Consider the following 17684-nt stretch of genomic DNA (forward strand, 5'->3'; position numbering starts at 1 on the left):
AGGAGACATGCGGTGAAAATCACCGATCTCAAATGCGCCGTGATCGCGGACAGCCCCGTTCTGCGCATCACCACCGACGAAGGCATCACCGGCTGGAGCCAGATCGAGACGCCGAAGCCCTATCTGCAGCCGATCGTGCTGCAACTGAAGGACTGGATTGTCGGGCAGGACCCGCGCGACGTGGAACGCGTGATGCGCCGGATCCGCGTGCGCGGGGGATTCAAGCCGTTTGGATCTGCCGTCAGCGCCATCGAACATGCGCTCTGGGACATCGCGGGCAAGGCAGCGGGCGTGCCGGTCTACCGGCTGCTTGGCGGCAGGGTGCGGGACCATGTCCGGACCTACCGCACGCTCTACCAGCACGAGATGGGCGTCGGTCACACGCCCGAGGACTATGTGAAATGGGCGGAATATGGCAAGTCGCTGCCCGAGGGCTTCACCATGTTCAAGCTGCCGACGAGTTTCCATTCCGCGATGGTCAGCGACCATCCTAATTTCTTCTACGGCGATGTCCAGACGGACGCGCCGTTCCCCTATCCGCACAAAGGCGTCATGACCGAAGACGGGATGGCGCATCTGGTCGATTGCGTGACCGCGGCCAAGGAAACGCTCGGATCTGCCTGCGGCCTCGCGGTTGATGCGGGCCCCGGCTACATGCCGCAGGATGCGCTCAAATTCGCCCGCGCGGTGGAGCATCTGAACCTGCTCTGGATCGAGGATATGATCACCGGCGACTATTCGCCCTTCGTCAATCACGATGTCTATCGCGATGTGACCCATGCGACGACCACGCCGATCCATACCGGCGAACAGATCTATCTGCGCCAGAACTACAAGCATCTGATCGAAAGCCACGCGGTCAATGTGGTCGGTCCCGATCCGTGCGACGTGGGCGGGCTGGCCGAATTGAAATGGGTCGCGGAACATGCGGACCTGCACGGAATCGCGATGGCCCCGCATGGCACGGCCAACGGCATTCTCGGGCTGGCGGCGCTCATTCAGGTCAGCGCGACCCTGCCGGATAATTTCATCGCCTTCGAATATCCTGCCCGGTTCGAGCCGTTCTGGTACGACATCACCGAAGGGTTCGATGGCGTGCCGGTGAAGGACGGCCGCATCGCGGTGCCGGACCGGCCGGGCCTCGGCGTCGATCTGGTGCCCAAGGAGGCGAAGAAATACCTGTCCGAAGGGGACGCGGACTTTTTCGACTGACGGGCGGGCAAGACCGGCGGGGCTGCGTCAGCCGGTCTTCAGCCCGGCTCGCAGCCGTTCGACCGCGCCGTCAAGGTCGGTCTGGAAGCCGGGCAGGAACAGGTCGCGCACAGCGGCGTTGAGCGCCTCGTCGGCGGCGGCTTCCGCGGCGCTCGCACCACCGGTCAGTTGTTCGAATTCCTCGAAAGCGTCGAGGATCAAGAGCGGCTCGTCGAGCACACCCTGCACCACCATGCTGATCGACATATGCTCGATCTGGTTGTCATTCTCCGCCGGTCCGACGAAACGCGGCGCGAATCCCGAGACCCCCCAGATTTCCGCATCGCGGGCGGGTGTCCCGGTCTCATATTGCCAGATCGTCCCGAGGTGGAAGCGCCGCGCGAACCCGTGATCGAAAATCCGCATCTGCGTCAGCGGGTTGGTCCGAGTCGCGCCGGATATAAGCTGCTGCCACGCGTAGAGCGCCTTTTCCGATGGCGTGTCGAGATAGGGCGATTGCTCCAAGAGATGCTCTTGCGGCACTTCGAAGAGGAGCGCCAGCACCGGCGCGAACATGTCGAGCGCCGTATCGAGCGCCGTATCCTCCACGCCTCCGGTCTTGAAGCTGTGAAACCGCGTCCAGGCCGCACCGAGCGCGTCGAGATACGGCTTCCCCTCGGTCGTATTGAGCGCGGCCACCACCTTGTAGCTCGTCCAGCCGTCGGCCAGCATGTCCGCTGTTTCGGCATCCCAGAACGCTGGCGGGATCGGCTGTCCAGCCGCGGCACTTTTTTCCGTCAGCGCCGCAATGCCCGCAGCATATGCGGCCAGCGTGCTGGCATCGACCGTCCCGTCCGCAAGGCGCGCCATATGGCCCGATACGGCAATATCTCCGAGGCGTGGCTCGGCATGCAGTCCGGCATCGCGCAAAGCATCGGCGATCCGGTCGGGGCTGGCTGGTGCTGCGTCGGCCGGTGTGGCCGGCGCCGACAGGCGATCCTCCGGCAGCCCGAAGAAGATCAGCCGCAATTGCGGCACCATCACCACCGCAAGCGCGAGGATGAGCAGGATCAGAAGGATCGAATAGACCAGCGTTTTCATCGAGCGCCCCACGCGCAGATCATGATTTGGTCAAGTCTAACGCTTGCGGGGCGGCTTCGGTTCAACTTTCCTTGGTATAATCCTCGAACCCTTCCACGGACCCGCCGATCACGGTGCAGTTGCCGGCTGCGCGCACGTCCGGATCGGTCCAGTTCACGTTCCAGTTCACGATCACCGTGTTCCCGTCGCGCGATGCCGGAAAGACCGATATGGCGGCATTGGGCAGCCCGTTGAATTCGGGCACGTCCCACAAATAGTCATGGCACAATTTGAGCGCATTCGTGGTTTCGCGATCAAAGGCCAGAGCCGGCGCTGCGAGTGTCATGGTTGCTGCAAGGGCAACGAACAATGGTTTCATCTGTCAGGTCCTTCCCTGCTGTAATTCTTGATTGGAAAAGTCTTTCGTGGTGCCAGAGCCTAGACACCCGCGCAGGGCCGTCAAATACACAAGCGGGTGATTGCCGATCCGCTACTTTGCACCGGTCCGTTGCGGCATCAGCATGGCGCGGAAGTCTAGCCGCAATACGGCAAAGGCAACCAGTGCCAGCGTGCCAACAATGCCCGGCCAGGGCGAATACCCAAGCGCCGTGGCCGCTTGTCCAACCCCTGCGGCACCCATGCCCCCGTAGGTCCAGAGCATGACATGGCCATGCGTGATCTTTCGTGAAACGCGACCGCGTGAATAGCGCGCGAGCAGCACCCCCGCACCGAGCGACATCAGGCTGACAATCGCCAGGTAGTGGAAAATGCCAAGCGCTTCCGTGTCCTCATGAATGCCGAAGACGATCAGGTTCGACAGGACCATCATGGACACGAACAAATGTCCCATCCGCTTGTGCTGCCCGTCGCCCTTGCGCCGGGCAAGGATCGCCGCGCCTAAGAGGAGCGCGGCGATCATCAGGCCAAGGTGCATGAGGCCGAGAATGGTCATGGGGACGAGGCTCGCAGCGGCGTGGGCAGCCTGTCAACTGAAAGGAGAATTGCTGCAAATCAGCGTGCGCCGAAGCCTTTCAGAACGACCAGAACGGTCCGCCGCAGGATGAACATGTCGAGCCCGAATGATGCCATCTGGACATAGGCCCGGTCATAGGCCGCCTTGCGCCGCACCAGATTTCCGTCGTCGGCATAGCCGTTCATCACCTGTGCCATGCCGGTGATCCCCGGTGTCACCTCAAGCCGCCGGTCGTAATGCGGGACCGTCCGGCAATAGACGGTCGCATGGTCGAACATGTCCGGCCGGGGTCCGACGAGTGTCATCTGGCCCCGCGCGATGTTGATGATATTCGGCAATTCGTCGATCCGGTAGGTCCGCAGCATGGTGCCGAGCCGCGTGATGCGGCCTGTTTCCAAAGGGTCGTCATGCCCGCGACCCCTGTCTGCTGCCGCCACCATCGTGCGGAACTTGATCATCCGGAAGGGCTTTCCATACCGCCCCATGCGGGTCTGGACGAAAAAGAGCGGCCCGGGGTTCCACACCCGGTTCGCCACCGGCAGGACCAGACAACAGATCACCAGCGCGGGCAGGGCGGCGACCAGAAAGACGAGATCAACGGAGCGTTTCGCGAGCCTGTACCGGAGCGGATTTCCGAGCTGTCGCCGACGGCGGGTTTCGCTCTTGAGTTGAGCATCCACCATTCCGTCCAGTGTCTCGGCATATGCTTTCATCAGCTATCCCCAAGCCTGAGAATGCTGCCCGTTTTCGGGTTTCTTCTGACCCGCTTTCGTTCACATCCATACTGACACTAAATCTGGTCACGAATTCGGTGGGGGATGCGCAGCGCAAAGAAATAAGTTGCGCCACGTGGGCAATCACGAGTTCGCTGCGACGGATGCGAGTTCAAAGAATATTAATTAATGTAACGATTCGTCTAGTTTTGATCTAAACTTCAACATTCGGAATGGTGGGAGATTCTGCGAATACTGTCTGATAGTTTCCAATGCAGCGAGAACCATTCAAATGCCGGATAGCTGGATGTGTGGTCCGAGCAGCATTCGGGCGGAGGGACAGGTTTTCTCACCCGGCACGTTTCCTTGTCCACGGTCGGACTTGGACTATCGCATTGGTTGCGCCTTTTTGCGCGCAGGTGCACAAATGATGATCCGGCCGGAAGTCTCGCTTATACTGCCGGGAGGCCTATGAACAAACCAGATCAGTCCTATCGTGGCGTTGCGCCTTCGACCATTCCCGATGGTCGGCCTGTGGATGATGACGAGATCGACCTTCTGGCGCTGCTGAACAGCCTGTGGCGCGGCAAGTGGATCATTCTTGCCGCGACGATCGCCTGCCTGTGTGGCGGCATCTACTACGCATTCGTCCACGCCACGCCGGTCTACACGTCGACAACGGTGATTGCGCTCGACAATCGCGACCAGACGCCGCTGCTCGACATTGCCAGCGTCATGTCCGGACTGTCCGGCGACCAGGCGACGATCAACACCGAGACGGAGGTGCTGAGATCGCGCAACCTCGCCGGACGGCTGGTCGAGGATCTCGGCCTTCTGGAAGATCCGGAATTCAACCGGTCTTTGCAGCCGGTATCGCCCTATGCCCCGAACGCACTGATCGCAACGGCACTTGTGGCGCTCGGGCTGCGCGAGGCCGAGGCCGGACCGCCGCCGCTGGAGAAGCAATTCACCGACACGACCTCTCAGCTGCTCGATGCCACCAGTGTCAGCAATGCGCGCGACAGTTACGCCTTCCGCGTCAGCGCGACGACTGAGGAGCCCCGGAAGTCTGCCGCCATCGCCGACCGGTTGGCGGAGATTTATATCGACGACCAGATGCGGGTGAAGTTCGAGGCGACCGAGCAGGCCGCCAAATGGCTGACGGAGCGGGCCGCGGAATTGCGGGTCACGCTCGAAGCGTCCGAGGAAGAGGCCAAGCGCTTCAATGCGGAAACCGACCTTGTCAGCCCGCAGGCGCTAGAAGGGCTGAACCGCCAGTTGAAGGACATGCGCGACAGGCTGGTCGATGCCGAGGTGGCGCTTGCCGCGGCGGAAAGTCGGTCCGCGGATATCGCTGCTGCAACATCCGCCGGGGATGTGGCGGCCGCCGCTACCACGCTTGACGACCCTATCCTCCGCGCGCTTCTCCAGTCCGGGGACGGGGCGCCAGACCAGTCCGAAAAGCTGCAGGCGCGACTGTCGCAACTGCAGGCGCAGGCCGCGCTCGACGTGCAACGCCGCACCCGCACCGTCCAGACGCTGGAGGCGAGCGTCAGCGACCTGTCGGATCAGGTCGCGAAACAGGGGGGCGACCTCGTCCGGCTGGAGCAGCTTCGCCGGGAAGTCGAAGCCAACCGCATGATCTACGAGAATTTCCTGATCCGCCTGCGCGAGATTTCGGTCCAGCAGGGGCTGCAGACGCCGGATGCGCGCATCATCTCAGCCGCGGTTGTGCCGACTGTGCCCTCGGCACCGAAAAAGGCGCGCATTCTGGCCCTGTCGGCGCTCTTCGGCCTGATACTGGGCATCGGGCTCGTGCTCTTGCGCGAGATGCGGGCCAAGGGCTTCCGGACGGCGCAGGAACTGGAGCAGGAGACCAGCCTGCCTGTGCTGGGGGAAATCCCGCTCATGCCGGTGCGCCGCCGGAACCGTATCCTGAACTACATCATCTCCAAGCCGGCCTCTCCGGCGGCGGAATCCGCCCGGAACCTGCGGACCTCGGTGGAATTGTCGAGTGCCGGAGCGCCGCCGCAAGTCATCCTCTCGACATCCTGTCTGCCCGGCGAGAGCAAGACCACGACCTCGCTCCTTCTGGCCCACCATTTCGCGCGGCTCGGGCGCAAGGTGCTGCTCATCGAATGTGATGTGCGCCGCAAGGTCATGACGACTTACTTTCCTGAAGCCGAACCGGTTCTGGTCGATGTGATCCAGGGGGTGCGGCCGCTGCAAGATGCCGTACACAGCGATCCGGCGCTCGGCATCGACGTGCTGCCCGGTCAGAGCGCGGAAGTGAATGCCGCCGATCTTTTCTCATCCAAGGCGTTTCGGACGTTCATCGCCCAGGCACGGGAAGAATATGACCATATCATAATCGACACGCCGCCCGTGCTTCTGGTGGCCGATGCACGGCTCATCGCGCATGAGGCCGATGCGGTCCTCCTCAATGTGAAATGGGACAGCACCACGCGCCAGCAGGTCGCGCAGGCCCTGCGCGCCTTTGAAACGGCGCGGGTCAAGGTGCAGGGGCTAGTTCTGACGCAGGTAGACTATAAAGGCATGCGCCGCTACGGTTACGGCAAGTCCTACGGCGGATACTCCTACCAGAGTTCCGGATATTACAAGAATTAGGGGACAGGAAAGGGCAGAGAGATGAACGGTCCGGTGCGCAATTACTGGCGCGGCTCGGCAGTTCGGACATATTTTGCCTTTCTCTTGGCCGCTGTTTCAGCCACTGGTGCCTTTGCCCAGTCCGGTCCGGCCTATTCGCTCTACGGCATGCCGGGCATGGTGGATATGCCGTCGGCAGAAACCATTCCCGATGCACGAATTTCGACGATGGGCGTGGTGCGGGACGATTTTTACCGCGTGTCGCTCAGCTTTCAGGCCGCGCCGCGGCTGACCGCGAGCTTCCGCTATTCCGCGCTCGACATGCAGGCCAGCGGCAGCGGCACCAACTATGACCGCAGCCTCGGCTTCGCCTTTCGGTTCATCGACGAGGGCGAGGTCCGGCCGGCCTTTACCATCGGCATCAACGACCTGCTCGGCACCGGGCAATATGCCGGCGAATATGTCGTCGCCAGCAAGACATTCGAGGACCGGTTGACCCTTTCGGCCGGGATCGGCTGGGGGCGGCTCGGCAGCTATGGCAGTTTCCAGAACCCGCTCAGCATCTTCGGATCGAGCTTTGACACGCGGCCCGGCTTTCAGGAGGGCGACCTTGGCGGCCGGCCGACGAGCAGCGACTGGTTCCGTGGTCCTGCGGCGCTGTTCGGCGGCGCGCGCTGGACGATCAATGACCAATGGGCCCTTGTCGGCGAATATTCCTCCGACGCCTATGAGAACGAGGTGGCGCGCGCCGGGTTCGACCGCCGCAGCCCGTTCAATTTCGGCCTGCTCTATCGGCCGACACCGGGGATCGATCTCGGGCTTTACAGCCTCTACGGCTCCAAGGTGGCGCTCTCGGCAAGCTTTGCCACCGATCCCCGCAACCCGCCGCGCCCGGGCGGCCGCGATCCGTCACCGCCGCCGATCATGGCGCGGGCAGATGTCCCCGAAGGACCATGGAGCGACGCGCGGCAGGACCGGCTCGCCGATGCATTCGAGCGGTCGGGCCTGACGCTCCAGCGGATCACGATCGAGGGCCGCCATGCGCGCGTCCTCTTCGAGAACCGCCGCTACGATGCGGAACCGCAGGCCATCGGGCGCGCCGCGCGTCTCCTGTCACGCAGCCTGCCGCCGCAGGTGGACAGGTTCGAACTGGTGCCTGTCTCGCTCGGCATGCCGCTCGTTGCCGTGACGGTCGAGCGGTCTGATCTCGAAACGCTGGCCTTTGAACCCGACCGGGCATGGCAGTCTTACGTCCGGGCCGGGGTTGCGGATGGCGCTGATGTGCCATCTTTCGGCTTCGCGCCGTCCATCGCCGGCCCGCAGCAGTCGTTCCGCATCACGCCCTACATTTCCGCGGCGCTCTTCGATCCGGATGCGCCGCTGCGGGCGGATGCGGGCCTTGACTTTGATGTCGCTTTCGCGCCGGTGCCGCAATTCATCCTGTCGGGCAAATACCGGCAGAAACTCGTCGGCAATCGCGACGAGTCCACGCGCGAGCTTGATACGGTCCTGCCACCGGTGCGCTCCAACGTGGCTGAATATGACCGGCAGGGCAGTTCCTATCTGAGCCACCTGACGGGTGAGCTGTTCCAGCGCCCGGGGCGCGACCTGTTCGGCCGCGTGACGGTTGGATATCTGGAGCGGATGTTTGCCGGCGTGTCGGGGGAATTGCTCTGGCGTCCCGTGCAGGGGCCCTTCGCCTATGGGGTGGAGGTCAACTATGTGCGCCAGCGCGATTTCGACGGCGGTTTCGGGCTGCAGGATTACGGCGTCTGGACCGGGCATGCGTCGGGCTATTTCGACATGGGCGGCGGCTATGAAATGCAGCTCGACCTCGGACGTTACCTTGCCGGGGACTGGGGCGGCACGCTGTCGGTGAGCCGCCGCTTCACCAGCGGCTGGCGCGTCGGCGCTTTCGCGACGCTGACCGATGTGCCGTTTGACGATTTCGGCGAAGGCTCCTTCGACAAGGGCATTTTCATCGAAGCGCCGTTCTCCCGGCTGTCGGGTGAGCCGTCGCGCGACACGTTCGCGGCGCTGATCCGTCCCGTGTCCCGCGACGGCGGCGCGCGCCTTCGGGTCCGCAACCGCCTGAACGATGTGGTGCAGGGCTATCGCGAGCCGGACCTGCGCAACAGCTGGCCGAGATACTGGAGATGAGCGTGCGGAGCTTTCTCTTCCTTCTGCCGCTGCTCTTCGGGGCCTGCACGGTCACCGACCTCGATTGGCCGGGCCAGACGCAGACCGTCACGGTCGACACATCGCAAATTGCGGCCGCCAAGGGGCAGGGCCTGATCGTGCAACTGGTCGACCGTGGCACCGCCAACAGGTTCCGGCCGGTCGGCCGGATCAACGGCGTCGTGACATGGGCCGCGCCCGACGGTGTTTCTGTCAGCCTGCGCGACGGCATGGTTGTGAACACGGCCGGTCTGGCCCCCGACCTTTTTGCAGCCGACACGTCGGGCGTACGGCTAGCGGATGCGCCGGCAAGCTACACGCGGGTCATGCGCTACCTTGACGGAGAAGACCGGATCGCGCTGCGCAGCTACCATTGCGACCTGACCGATCGCGGGCCGCGGCAGATCCCTTTCGGGTCCGGCATGGTGATGGCCCGCCAGATGGTCGAGGATTGCGGCAGCAGCAGCCACGCGTTCGAGAACCTGTATTTTCTGGATAGCGATGGACGAATACTTGGAAGCCGGCAATGGCTTGGTGACGGAATAGGAACTATCATCCTGATACAGCAAGATGCGGGCTGAACAGAGGCAGTGAAAAGGTACAGAACATGATCATCCGGATCGCAATTCTTTCCATGGCACTCTGCCTCGGCGCGTGCGGCGTCGCCTATATCAGCCCCGATGTGCGGGAAGACAGCGTGAACGGGAATTTCGTTCGCGTGGTTCCGATCACGCCCGACACGGTGCGCGTTGCAAACCAGTCGGCCTACCGCCCCGATACGCTGCCCGCGATCTTTGCCCAGACAACCGCCACCGGCAGCCGCCGCGCGCCCGACGGTTCCCTTCCGACGCCGTCGAACGGCCCGCAGAACGGCCAGCCGGTGATGGAATTGCGGGTGCCACCGACCCCACCGACCGAGCCCTACCGCGTGGGCGTTGACGATATTCTGGTCCTCGCCACCCGCGCCCCGGGCAATTCGGTGGAGGAACTGTCAGGCCTTCTTGCGTCCCAGAACCGGCGGCAGGAATACAGGGTGCAGGATGATGGCAGCATCAGCATTCCCGATGTCGGCCGCGTGCGCATCGTCGGCCAGACGATCGACGAGGCCGAGGCGACGATCTTCAACGCATTGGTCGAGGCCCAGATCGACCCGGCCTTCAGCCTGGAGGTGGCACAGTTCAATTCGCGCCGCGTGTCGGTCGGCGGGGCCGTCGGCACGCCCGGCGTCCAGACGATCGGCCTGTCGCCGCTGCTTCTGAACGAAGCCCTGTCGGCCGCTGGCGGGGTGCGGGTGCAGGATATCGATTTCGCCTCGATCCGGCTCTACCGCGACGGCCAGCTCTACCAGATCCCGCTGATGGAGCTTTATTCGCGCCGCAGCCTGCAGCGCATTCCGCTGGCCGCCGGCGACAGTCTTTTCGTGGATACTGACTACCGGCTCGACCGGGCGGAGACCTATTTCCGCGAACAGATCCAGCTGTCCGATGCACGCCGCGATGACCGTCTGGCGGCGTTGAGCGAGCTTGAGACCGAGGTTGATCTGCGCCGGGCGCAACTGAACGAGGCGCGCGACAATTTCCTGACCCAGATCCAGCTTGATGCGGTCGACAGGGACTATGTCTACCTGACCGGCGAAGTGACGCGGCAGCGCCGGATGGTCATGCCGTTCAACCAGACGGTCTCGCTCGCCGATGCGCTTTTTCAGGAGGGCGGGTTCCTGACCGAGTTCGGCAACCCCTCGCAGGTCTATGTGCTGCGCGGGTCGAGCAATCCCCGTGACAATGCTGCCGTTACCGCGTGGCAGTTGAACGGGCGCGACGCGACTTCCTTCCTGCTCGCGACACGGTTCGAGCTTCGCCCCAACGATGTGCTCTTCGTGGCCGAGCAGCCGATCACCCGCTGGTCGCGCGTCGTCTCGCAGCTGACACCCAGCGTCTTTACCCAGCCCGTGATTGCCGCCGTGCAGTGAGGTGGCCCGCCGGTGGCGAGGCCGTGTCGGCTTGAGTTTTTTATGTAAATCAGTGATAATTACCCCGTAATTCGGAGGTAAAAGATGAAAAAAATTCTTTTGTTGACTTCGGTTGCTTCCCTTGCAGGGTCGATTTCTTTCGCTGAAACTATCCAGGAACCGATGACGCTTGCAGTCGAGTCCGGTGTGTGTGGCGAGCGGCCGGTGGCCGGCGCGGTCTATACGGACGCCAACACGCTTGAAGTCCGTTGCGGCATCAATACGGCAGGCGATGTCGGCCCGATAATCGCCGTTGTCGGTGGTGCGGCGCTCTTTGCCCTTCTTATGGCCAATGACTCGAGTGGCGGCACAAACTGACAGACGCGCCCCGGTCGAGTTGCGCCATTTGCGGCTTGAAGGGTCGGCAGATACGGTCGGCGAACGCCTGCCCTGAACAGGTCTTACGCTGCGCAGTCACCGCAACGCAAACCGACCTGAAAGTGACTCCCGCTATAGTCGCGGCTGCGCCGAGCCGTTAACCTTTCGCCCGTTCGACCGGCCACCTTGCCGGATGAACCGCAGGTGCGGGGGGCTGTGTGCATGGCGACAGAAACGAGCCAATCGATGGCGGACCGGCGTGGCGCCCGCCTCGCCAGTCTGACGGGTGTCGCGGTGCTCGCGGTGCTCTCTGTCTCCTTCGCCATAGCTCTGACCTCGATCATTTATGTCGGGCCGCTCAGCGTCCATGCAGACCGTGGGATCGGGCTGGCGCTCCTGGGCGGCATCGCCATGCCGGTCGTGGCGGCGCTGCTCAGTTCCTACCGTGCGCTCGTTTTCCATATCCAGGATATACCGGCACTCCTGATTTCCCTGACGGTCGCCGGTTTTGCCGCCGATCTGGCGCCGGACAGCGCCTTTGCCACCGTGGCCGTGCTGGCGGCGGGGTCGGCCTTCCTGTCCGGTGTCGCGCTCCTTGTCGCGGGCATGCTGAACCTCGGCTTTCTGGCGCGCTACATTCCCTATCCGGTCATCGGCGGGTTTCTCGCCGCGACCGGCTTCCTGCTGACGACCGGCGGCCTTGGCATGATGGTGCGCGAGCCGGTCTCGGCCTTCACGCTCGGTCATCTTGCCGCGCCGGAGTTGCTCAAACTCTGGCTCCCGTGGTTCGGTTTTGCCCTGGTTCTGGTCTGGGCGACCCGCCGCTTTGCATCCCCGCTTGTCCTGCCCAGCCTCATCATCGGCGGCACCGCCGCCTTCTACGCGTGGCTTGGCTTCACCGGCACCGACCTGAACCGTGCGGGCGACATGGGGCTGCTCGTCGGTCCCTTCGCAGAAGGCGGGTTCCTCGACGGCCTGTCGCTGTCCATTCTGTCGGACGCTGACTGGTCCATCATCAAATCCGAACTGCCGACTGTCTTCGCCGTTGTCGCCATGACCTTCATCGGCGTCCTCTTGAACTGCAGCGGGCTGGAAGTGGCGCTCGGCCGCGATTTCGACATGCAGCGCGAACTGCGCGCCAGTGGCGTGGCCAACATTGTCGGCGGCGCCATGGGCGGCATGACAAGCTTCCACCTGCTCGGCGAAACCATGCTGGGTTGCCGGATGGGCATTCGGGGGATCGGCGCGGCCTTGGGAATCTCCGCCGCCTTCACCTTCGTGCTCTTGTTCGGGGCGAGCGCCATCGGCAACTTGCCGATCGGTCTGCTGGCTGCGCTCATCATCATGCTCGGTGTCGATTTTCTCTATGAGTGGCTCTGGGTGAAACGAACGAAATTTCCCCGTGGCGACAGAGCCATTGTCGCCCTGATCGTCGTCGTGGCGGCCACGATCGGTTTTCTGGAGGCATTTTTCACCGGCCTTTTTGCGGCGGCAATCCTGTTCATCCTTTCCTATGCGCGCACCGATGTCGTGCATCTTGTGACCACGGCCGCTGCCCGCCCATCCTCGGTCGAACGCAGCGTGGCGGACCGTGCGCGTCTGGATTCCAAGGCCGAGCGCATCGCGATCTACGAATTGTCCGGGCACCTCTTCTTCGGCACGGCCAACAGTTTGCTGGACCGGATCCGAAGCGACCTGGACGTCGCGCCGCGCGGTGGCGGGCTCATCGTGGATTTCGCACGCGTCACGGGGATTGATTCCTCCACCGGTTTCGTCCTCGACCGCATCGCGGCACTGGCCGCACAGCGGGGCCGGACGGTTGCGCTATCGGGCATGTCCCACGATCTGCAAAAGCGGTTCGCCGCGGAAATCGGTGCCGCCGACGGGCTGCAAGTCTATCCGACACTCGACGAGGCGCTGGTCGCCTACGAGTCCCGTCTACTCGACAACACGGCGCGGGCGGCAATCGATCCCGTCGCGCTCATGGATGGGTTGATGGCCCGCCATCCCGATCTTGATATCGGTGCCTATACCGCGTTGCACAGGCTGGAGGATGGCGAGGCCCTCATCCGTGCAGGCGACCCGTCGAAAGCGGCATTTCGGCTCCTGTCGGGCGGCATGCGCGCCGAGGTCGAAGGGCGCGCCGGCACCCGCTATGTCGTTACCCGCTTCGAGCCCGGCGCTCTGTTGGGCGAGATGGCCTTCTATGCCGATCAGCCGCGCACCGCCGATCTGGTGGCGTCGGGTGCGTGCCTTCTCCTGCGCTACGATCTGGAGGCGCTGAATGCCGATCCGAAGGCAGTGGCGCTGGCCCGCGAAGTGCATCTCGAAGCCGCGCAACTCCTGTCACACCGGCTCTACCGCATGACGCAATTGGCGCGCGACGCCGGACTATGAGCCGGGCACCCCCCTCTCACAGAGCACGGAATGATGAAAGCGACCAGCCGTTGCGCAGCGATGTAGCGAAGGAAGTTGTGGCGCGCAGCTGGATATCGTTGATAAGAAATTCCTATCGTTGCCCTTAGATGATCCAATTAGATTTTATCAATCGCCACCGCTAGCATTGCGGCCAGAGAGAAGATTCCACGCAAAACAGGAGAGTCCCATGGACGGCAATTCACTGACTTCGGGCGGCTGCCCGGTCATGCATGGCGGCAATACCGGAATGGATACCAGCCCGACGCGCTGGTGGCCCAAGGCGCTCAACCTCGACATTCTGCAACAGCATGATGCGCGGGTCAGCCCGATGGACCCCGACTATGACCATCGTGAAGCGGTCAAGGCGCTCGATTTTCAGGGTGTCTGGGACGATGTGGACAAGCTCTTGACCGACAGCCAGGTCTGGTGGCCGGCCGACTGGGGCCATTATGGCGGGCTTTTCATCCGCCTGTCCTGGCACGCTGCCGGGTCCTATCGCCTCGGCGACGGGCGCGGTGGTGCCGGCACCGGCAACATCCGGTTCGAGCCGCTCAACTCCTGGCCCGACAATGCCAGCCTCGAGAAAGCCCGCCGCCTGCTCTGGCCGGTGAAGAAGAAATACGGCAACGCGCTGTCCTGGGCCGACCTGCTCGTGCTGGCCGGCACGGTGGCCTATGCCAATATGGGGCTGAAGGTCTACGGCTTCGGTTTCGGACGCAAGGATATCTGGGGGCCGGAAAAGGACATCAACTGGGGGAGCGACAGCGAGATTCTCGCGCCCTCGAACGAACGCGTAGATGATATTTCCGATGCCGACACGATGGCCAATCCGCTGGCCGCGTCGCATATGGGGCTGATCTACGTGAACCCCGAAGGTGTGAACGGCAATCCCGATCCGGCGGAAACGGCAAAATATGTCCGCACGACCTTCGCGCGCATGGCCATGGATGACGAGGAAACGGCGGCCCTGACCGTTGGCGGCCACACGGTCGGCAAGGCGCATGGCGGCGTGAAGGCCGATCAGGTCGGCCCAGAGCCGGCCGGTGCAGGGCTGGAGGCCGCCGGCTTCGGCTGGGCCGATCCGGGCAATGACGGCAATGCCAATACGGCGCATACGTCCGGCCTCGAAGGCGCCTGGACCAACACGCCGACCAAGTGGGACAATGCCTATCTGAACCTGCTCTTCAAGTATGAGTGGGAGCCGGTCAAATCCCGCGCCGGCGCCTGGCAGTGGGAGCCGATCGACATTGCCGAAGAAGACAAGGTGCCCGATGCGACGGACCCGTCCATCAAGCACAATCCGATCATGACCGATGCCGATATGGCGATGAAGGTCGATCCGGTCTACCGCGAGATTTGCGAGCGGTTCCACAAGGACCCGGACCATCTGGCGAAGACCTTCGCGCGGGCCTGGTTCAAGCTGACGCACCGCGATATGGGACCGAAAGCCAACTATGTCGGCCCCTTTGTTCCCGACGAAGACCTGATCTGGCAGGATCCGGTGCCCGCCGGCCCGACCGGTTGGGATGTGGATGCGGTCAAGGCGCGGATTGCCGAGAGCGGCCTGTCGGGCGCAGACCTGATCGCCACCGCATGGGACAGCGCGCGGACCTATCGCGGGTCGGACATGCGCGGCGGAGCCAACGGCGCGCGCATCCGGCTGGCGCCGCAAAAGGACTGGGCAGGCAACGAGCCGGAGCGTCTGGCCCGCGTCCTATCGGTGCTGGAACCGATTGCGGCGGATGCCGGAGCATCGGTCGCGGATGTGATCGTGCTGGGGGGTGTCGTCGGTCTGGAACAGGCGATTGCGGCAGCGGGTGCGGACGTTTCCGTGCCTTTCACGCCCGGCCGTGGTGACGCGACCGACGCCCAGACCGACGCAGGCTCCTTCGACGTGATGGAGCCGCTCGCAGACGGGTTCCGCAACTGGATGAAGGACATCTATCCGGTGAAGGCCGAGGAACTGCTCCTCGACCGGGCGCAACTCCTGGGGCTGACGATTGCCGAGATGACGGTCCTTGTCGGCGGGTTGCGGGCGCTGGGCGTCAACCATGGCGGCAGCGCGCATGGTGTCTTCACCGATCGTGTCGGACAGCTGACGAACGACTTTTTCGTCAACCTGACGGACATGGGTTACAGCTGGCACCGCACCGATACGGACGGGATCTACGAGTTGCGTGACCGGGCGACCAGTGCCGTGAAATGGACCGCGACCGGCGCCGATCTGGTCTTCGGTTCCAACTCGGTCCTGCGGGCCTATGCGGAAGTCTATGCGCAGGACGATAATGGCGAAAAATTCGTCCGCGACTTCGTGGCGGCTTGGACCAAGGTGATGGAGGCCGACCGGTTCGACCTCGCCGCCTGACGGGGTGTGCCACCATATCATTCGGGACGCCCGCGGCACCGTGCTGCGGGCGTTCTGCCTTCGCTACCAGATTGCGGGATTGTTGAAGGCCGGCACGCATTGGGACGGGCCGGCAACCGGTTTGAACCCATCACCCGCCAGATCCTGCCCGAGCCAGCCATGTGGCTGCTGCAAGGGGAAGGGCGGGGCGGCCTGATCCGTGGTGATCTGCCGGAAGCCGACGCGCCCGTAATAGGCCGGATCACCGTAAGTGATGGCGATATCCACCCCGTCCGACCGCAAGCCGTCGAGCGCATGGCGCAACATCGCCGTGCCGACCCCTTGCCTCTGCCGCTCCGGCGTGACGGCAACAGGCGACATCAGGTAGACCCTGCGCGGATCGGCATCGTACCGGAGCCGCGTGAAGAGCGCGGCAGCAATCAAGCGGCCGCCGTCGTCTGTGACACAGGATCTCAAATCCTCCGCCGGCGTCGTCTCGCAAATGGACCGCACCAGTCCCGCGATCAGCGCGCCTTCATCCGCGCCTTCGGAGGCCGCGAAACTGTCCTGAAAGAGCGCCGCGAGCGCATCGACCTGAAGGTCGCTGTTCATCAGATGATCCATGCCGGGCGCCTCCTGTCATTGCGGACCATCCGACCTTATCCGCCAAAGGCCACAGTGCAAACGCGCGGCACCCGGTCAGTAGGCGGGCTTCAGCGGGAACCAGCCGGGCCGCGCCGGGTCGAGATAGGCGCCCGCGATCTCCGACACTTCAAATTCGCGGATCGCAGCCGGATCGGGTGTGACCCCGAGGCCCGCGGCGGTCGGTGCGAGATACCGGCCGCGCTCCAGCACCGGCGTGTCGGGCGCGATATCGGCGGTCAGATAGGTGCGCTCCGTGTCGATCGCGATGGACAGGTTCGGCACGCTCAGGCCCAGATGCACATAGGCCGCCTGGCTGATGGCAAGTTCCGCACCGGAATGCAGTCCGACAGGAATGCCGCGCGCCTCGCAGATGCCCGCCGCCTTCAGCGTGGTCCAGAGCCCGCCCGCCTGATGCGGGTCGAGCAGCACCACGTCCGCCGCGTCGGCCTGCACGATGTTGGACACATCCTGCAGCGTATAGGCGCTTTCATCGAGCGCGATCGGCACCGACTGAACCTGACGCAGGGCTGCGTGACCTGCAATATCGTCGAGTTCCAGTGGCTGTTCGACATAGGCGGGGTCGAGTTCGGCCAGTTTGCGCAACTGCCGCCGCGCTGTGCCGGGGGTCCATGCGCCGTTCACATCGAGCCGCAGGTCGCGCCCTCCGATCGCGTCGCGCGCGGTGCGGGCGAGTGCAATGTCGCTCTCCGCATCGAAACCGATCTTGACCTTGAACGTCTCGAAGCCGCGGTCCCGGAATGCGCCCAGATGCTCGGCCAGCGCATCGCGGTCGCGCGTGAACGTATAGGCTGCGGCGGGCACGTCCGAGCGGAACCCGCCGCCCCAGAGCATGTAGCAGGGCAGGCCCGCGATCTGGCCGAGCGCGTCCCACATGGCCATCTCGAGCGCGGCCATGGCCATGACGGCTGCGCGTTTGTGGTGGTAATAGCCTGCGCCCAGCATGTGGCGCGAGAAGGCTTCGGCCTCGGCCACGCTGCGGCCGGTTGCCAGCGGCGCGACGACCTTGTCGAAGACGGCGGGGACCGTGTCGATCAGGCAGAGCGTCTCCCCCCAGCCGACCGCGCCGCTGTCGGTTTCGATGCGGCAGATCAGACGCGTGGTGCCGATCCGCGCCCCCGATCCCCAGTTGATCGTTTCGGAGAAGGGCACGCGCACGAGCCAGCGCTCGACTTTTTCTATGATCATCGT

At 63.8% G+C, this 17684-nt stretch carries 14 protein-coding genes; 8 read left to right on the top strand and 6 right to left on the bottom strand.

The window, feature by feature from the left end; all coding sequences use genetic code 11:
* Positions 1–12 precede the first annotated feature (12 nt).
* Entirely contained in the window at positions 13–1212 is a 1200-nt protein-coding gene (locus GSH16_RS06325; RefSeq protein ID WP_160853173.1) for a mandelate racemase/muconate lactonizing enzyme family protein, read from the top strand.
* A gap of 27 nt (positions 1213–1239) precedes the next feature.
* On the opposite strand, the gene GSH16_RS06330 is transcribed toward GSH16_RS06325, so the two are convergent.
* The 4 genes from GSH16_RS06330 to GSH16_RS06345 all read right to left on the bottom strand — a co-directional run bounded on the left by GSH16_RS06330 (position 1240) and on the right by GSH16_RS06345 (position 3957).
* Positions 1240–2292: a hypothetical protein gene (locus GSH16_RS06330; protein ID WP_160853175.1), complete on the bottom strand. Its 1053-nt coding sequence runs from the start codon at positions 2290–2292 to the stop codon at positions 1240–1242.
* Positions 2293–2353: 61 nt separating this feature from the next.
* On the bottom strand, positions 2354–2650 hold the full coding sequence (locus GSH16_RS06335) for a hypothetical protein (protein WP_160853177.1): 297 nt from the start codon (positions 2648–2650) through the stop codon (positions 2354–2356).
* Between the two features lie 111 nt (positions 2651–2761).
* Positions 2762–3223 (bottom strand): DUF2306 domain-containing protein, encoded by a 462-nt coding sequence (locus GSH16_RS06340; protein ID WP_160853179.1) that lies wholly within the window; start codon positions 3221–3223, stop codon positions 2762–2764.
* Positions 3224–3282: 59 nt separating this feature from the next.
* The gene (locus GSH16_RS06345) at positions 3283–3957 is read right to left on the bottom strand and encodes a sugar transferase (protein WP_235913054.1); all 675 of its coding nucleotides are present in this window, start codon (positions 3955–3957) and stop codon (positions 3283–3285) included.
* A 471-nt stretch (positions 3958–4428) separates the two neighbouring features.
* Between GSH16_RS06345 and GSH16_RS06350 the strand changes: the two genes are divergently transcribed.
* From GSH16_RS06350 to katG, 7 genes are all read left to right on the top strand, one after another.
* A complete protein-coding gene (locus GSH16_RS06350; protein WP_160853181.1) occupies positions 4429–6585 on the top strand; it encodes a polysaccharide biosynthesis tyrosine autokinase in 2157 nt (718 codons plus the stop codon).
* 21 nt (positions 6586–6606) lie between these two features.
* Positions 6607–8724, top strand: coding sequence for a YjbH domain-containing protein (locus GSH16_RS06355; RefSeq protein ID WP_160853183.1), 2118 nt, complete (start codon positions 6607–6609; stop codon positions 8722–8724).
* Positions 8721–9323: a YjbF family lipoprotein gene (locus GSH16_RS06360; protein ID WP_160853185.1), complete on the top strand. Its 603-nt coding sequence runs from the start codon at positions 8721–8723 to the stop codon at positions 9321–9323. Before GSH16_RS06355 ends, GSH16_RS06360 begins: the two co-directional genes overlap by 4 nt.
* 26 nt (positions 9324–9349) lie before the next feature.
* Positions 9350–10711 (top strand): polysaccharide biosynthesis/export family protein, encoded by a 1362-nt coding sequence (locus GSH16_RS06365; RefSeq protein ID WP_160853187.1) that lies wholly within the window; start codon positions 9350–9352, stop codon positions 10709–10711.
* Between the two features lie 84 nt (positions 10712–10795).
* Complete coding sequence (locus tag GSH16_RS06370) at positions 10796–11068, top strand: hypothetical protein (protein WP_160853190.1); 273 nt, start codon at positions 10796–10798, stop codon at positions 11066–11068.
* Positions 11069–11290: 222 nt separating this feature from the next.
* On the top strand, positions 11291–13465 hold the full coding sequence (locus tag GSH16_RS06375; protein WP_160853192.1) for a SulP family inorganic anion transporter: 2175 nt from the start codon (positions 11291–11293) through the stop codon (positions 13463–13465).
* Between the two features lie 208 nt (positions 13466–13673).
* The gene (gene katG / locus GSH16_RS06380; protein ID WP_160853194.1) at positions 13674–15851 is read left to right on the top strand and encodes a catalase/peroxidase HPI; all 2178 of its coding nucleotides are present in this window, start codon (positions 13674–13676) and stop codon (positions 15849–15851) included.
* Positions 15852–15914: 63 nt separating this feature from the next.
* Here katG and GSH16_RS06385 read toward each other — a convergent pair whose 3' ends face one another.
* A complete protein-coding gene (locus GSH16_RS06385; RefSeq protein ID WP_160853196.1) occupies positions 15915–16454 on the bottom strand; it encodes a GNAT family N-acetyltransferase in 540 nt (179 codons plus the stop codon).
* A 75-nt stretch (positions 16455–16529) separates the two neighbouring features.
* Positions 16530–17681 (bottom strand): mandelate racemase/muconate lactonizing enzyme family protein, encoded by a 1152-nt coding sequence (locus GSH16_RS06390; RefSeq protein WP_160853198.1) that lies wholly within the window; start codon positions 17679–17681, stop codon positions 16530–16532.
* Positions 17682–17684: the final 3 nt, after the last annotated feature.

Origin of the sequence: Oceanomicrobium pacificus (assembly GCF_009833495.1) — a bacterium.
Lineage (GTDB): Bacteria > Pseudomonadota > Alphaproteobacteria > Rhodobacterales > Rhodobacteraceae > Oceanomicrobium > Oceanomicrobium pacificus.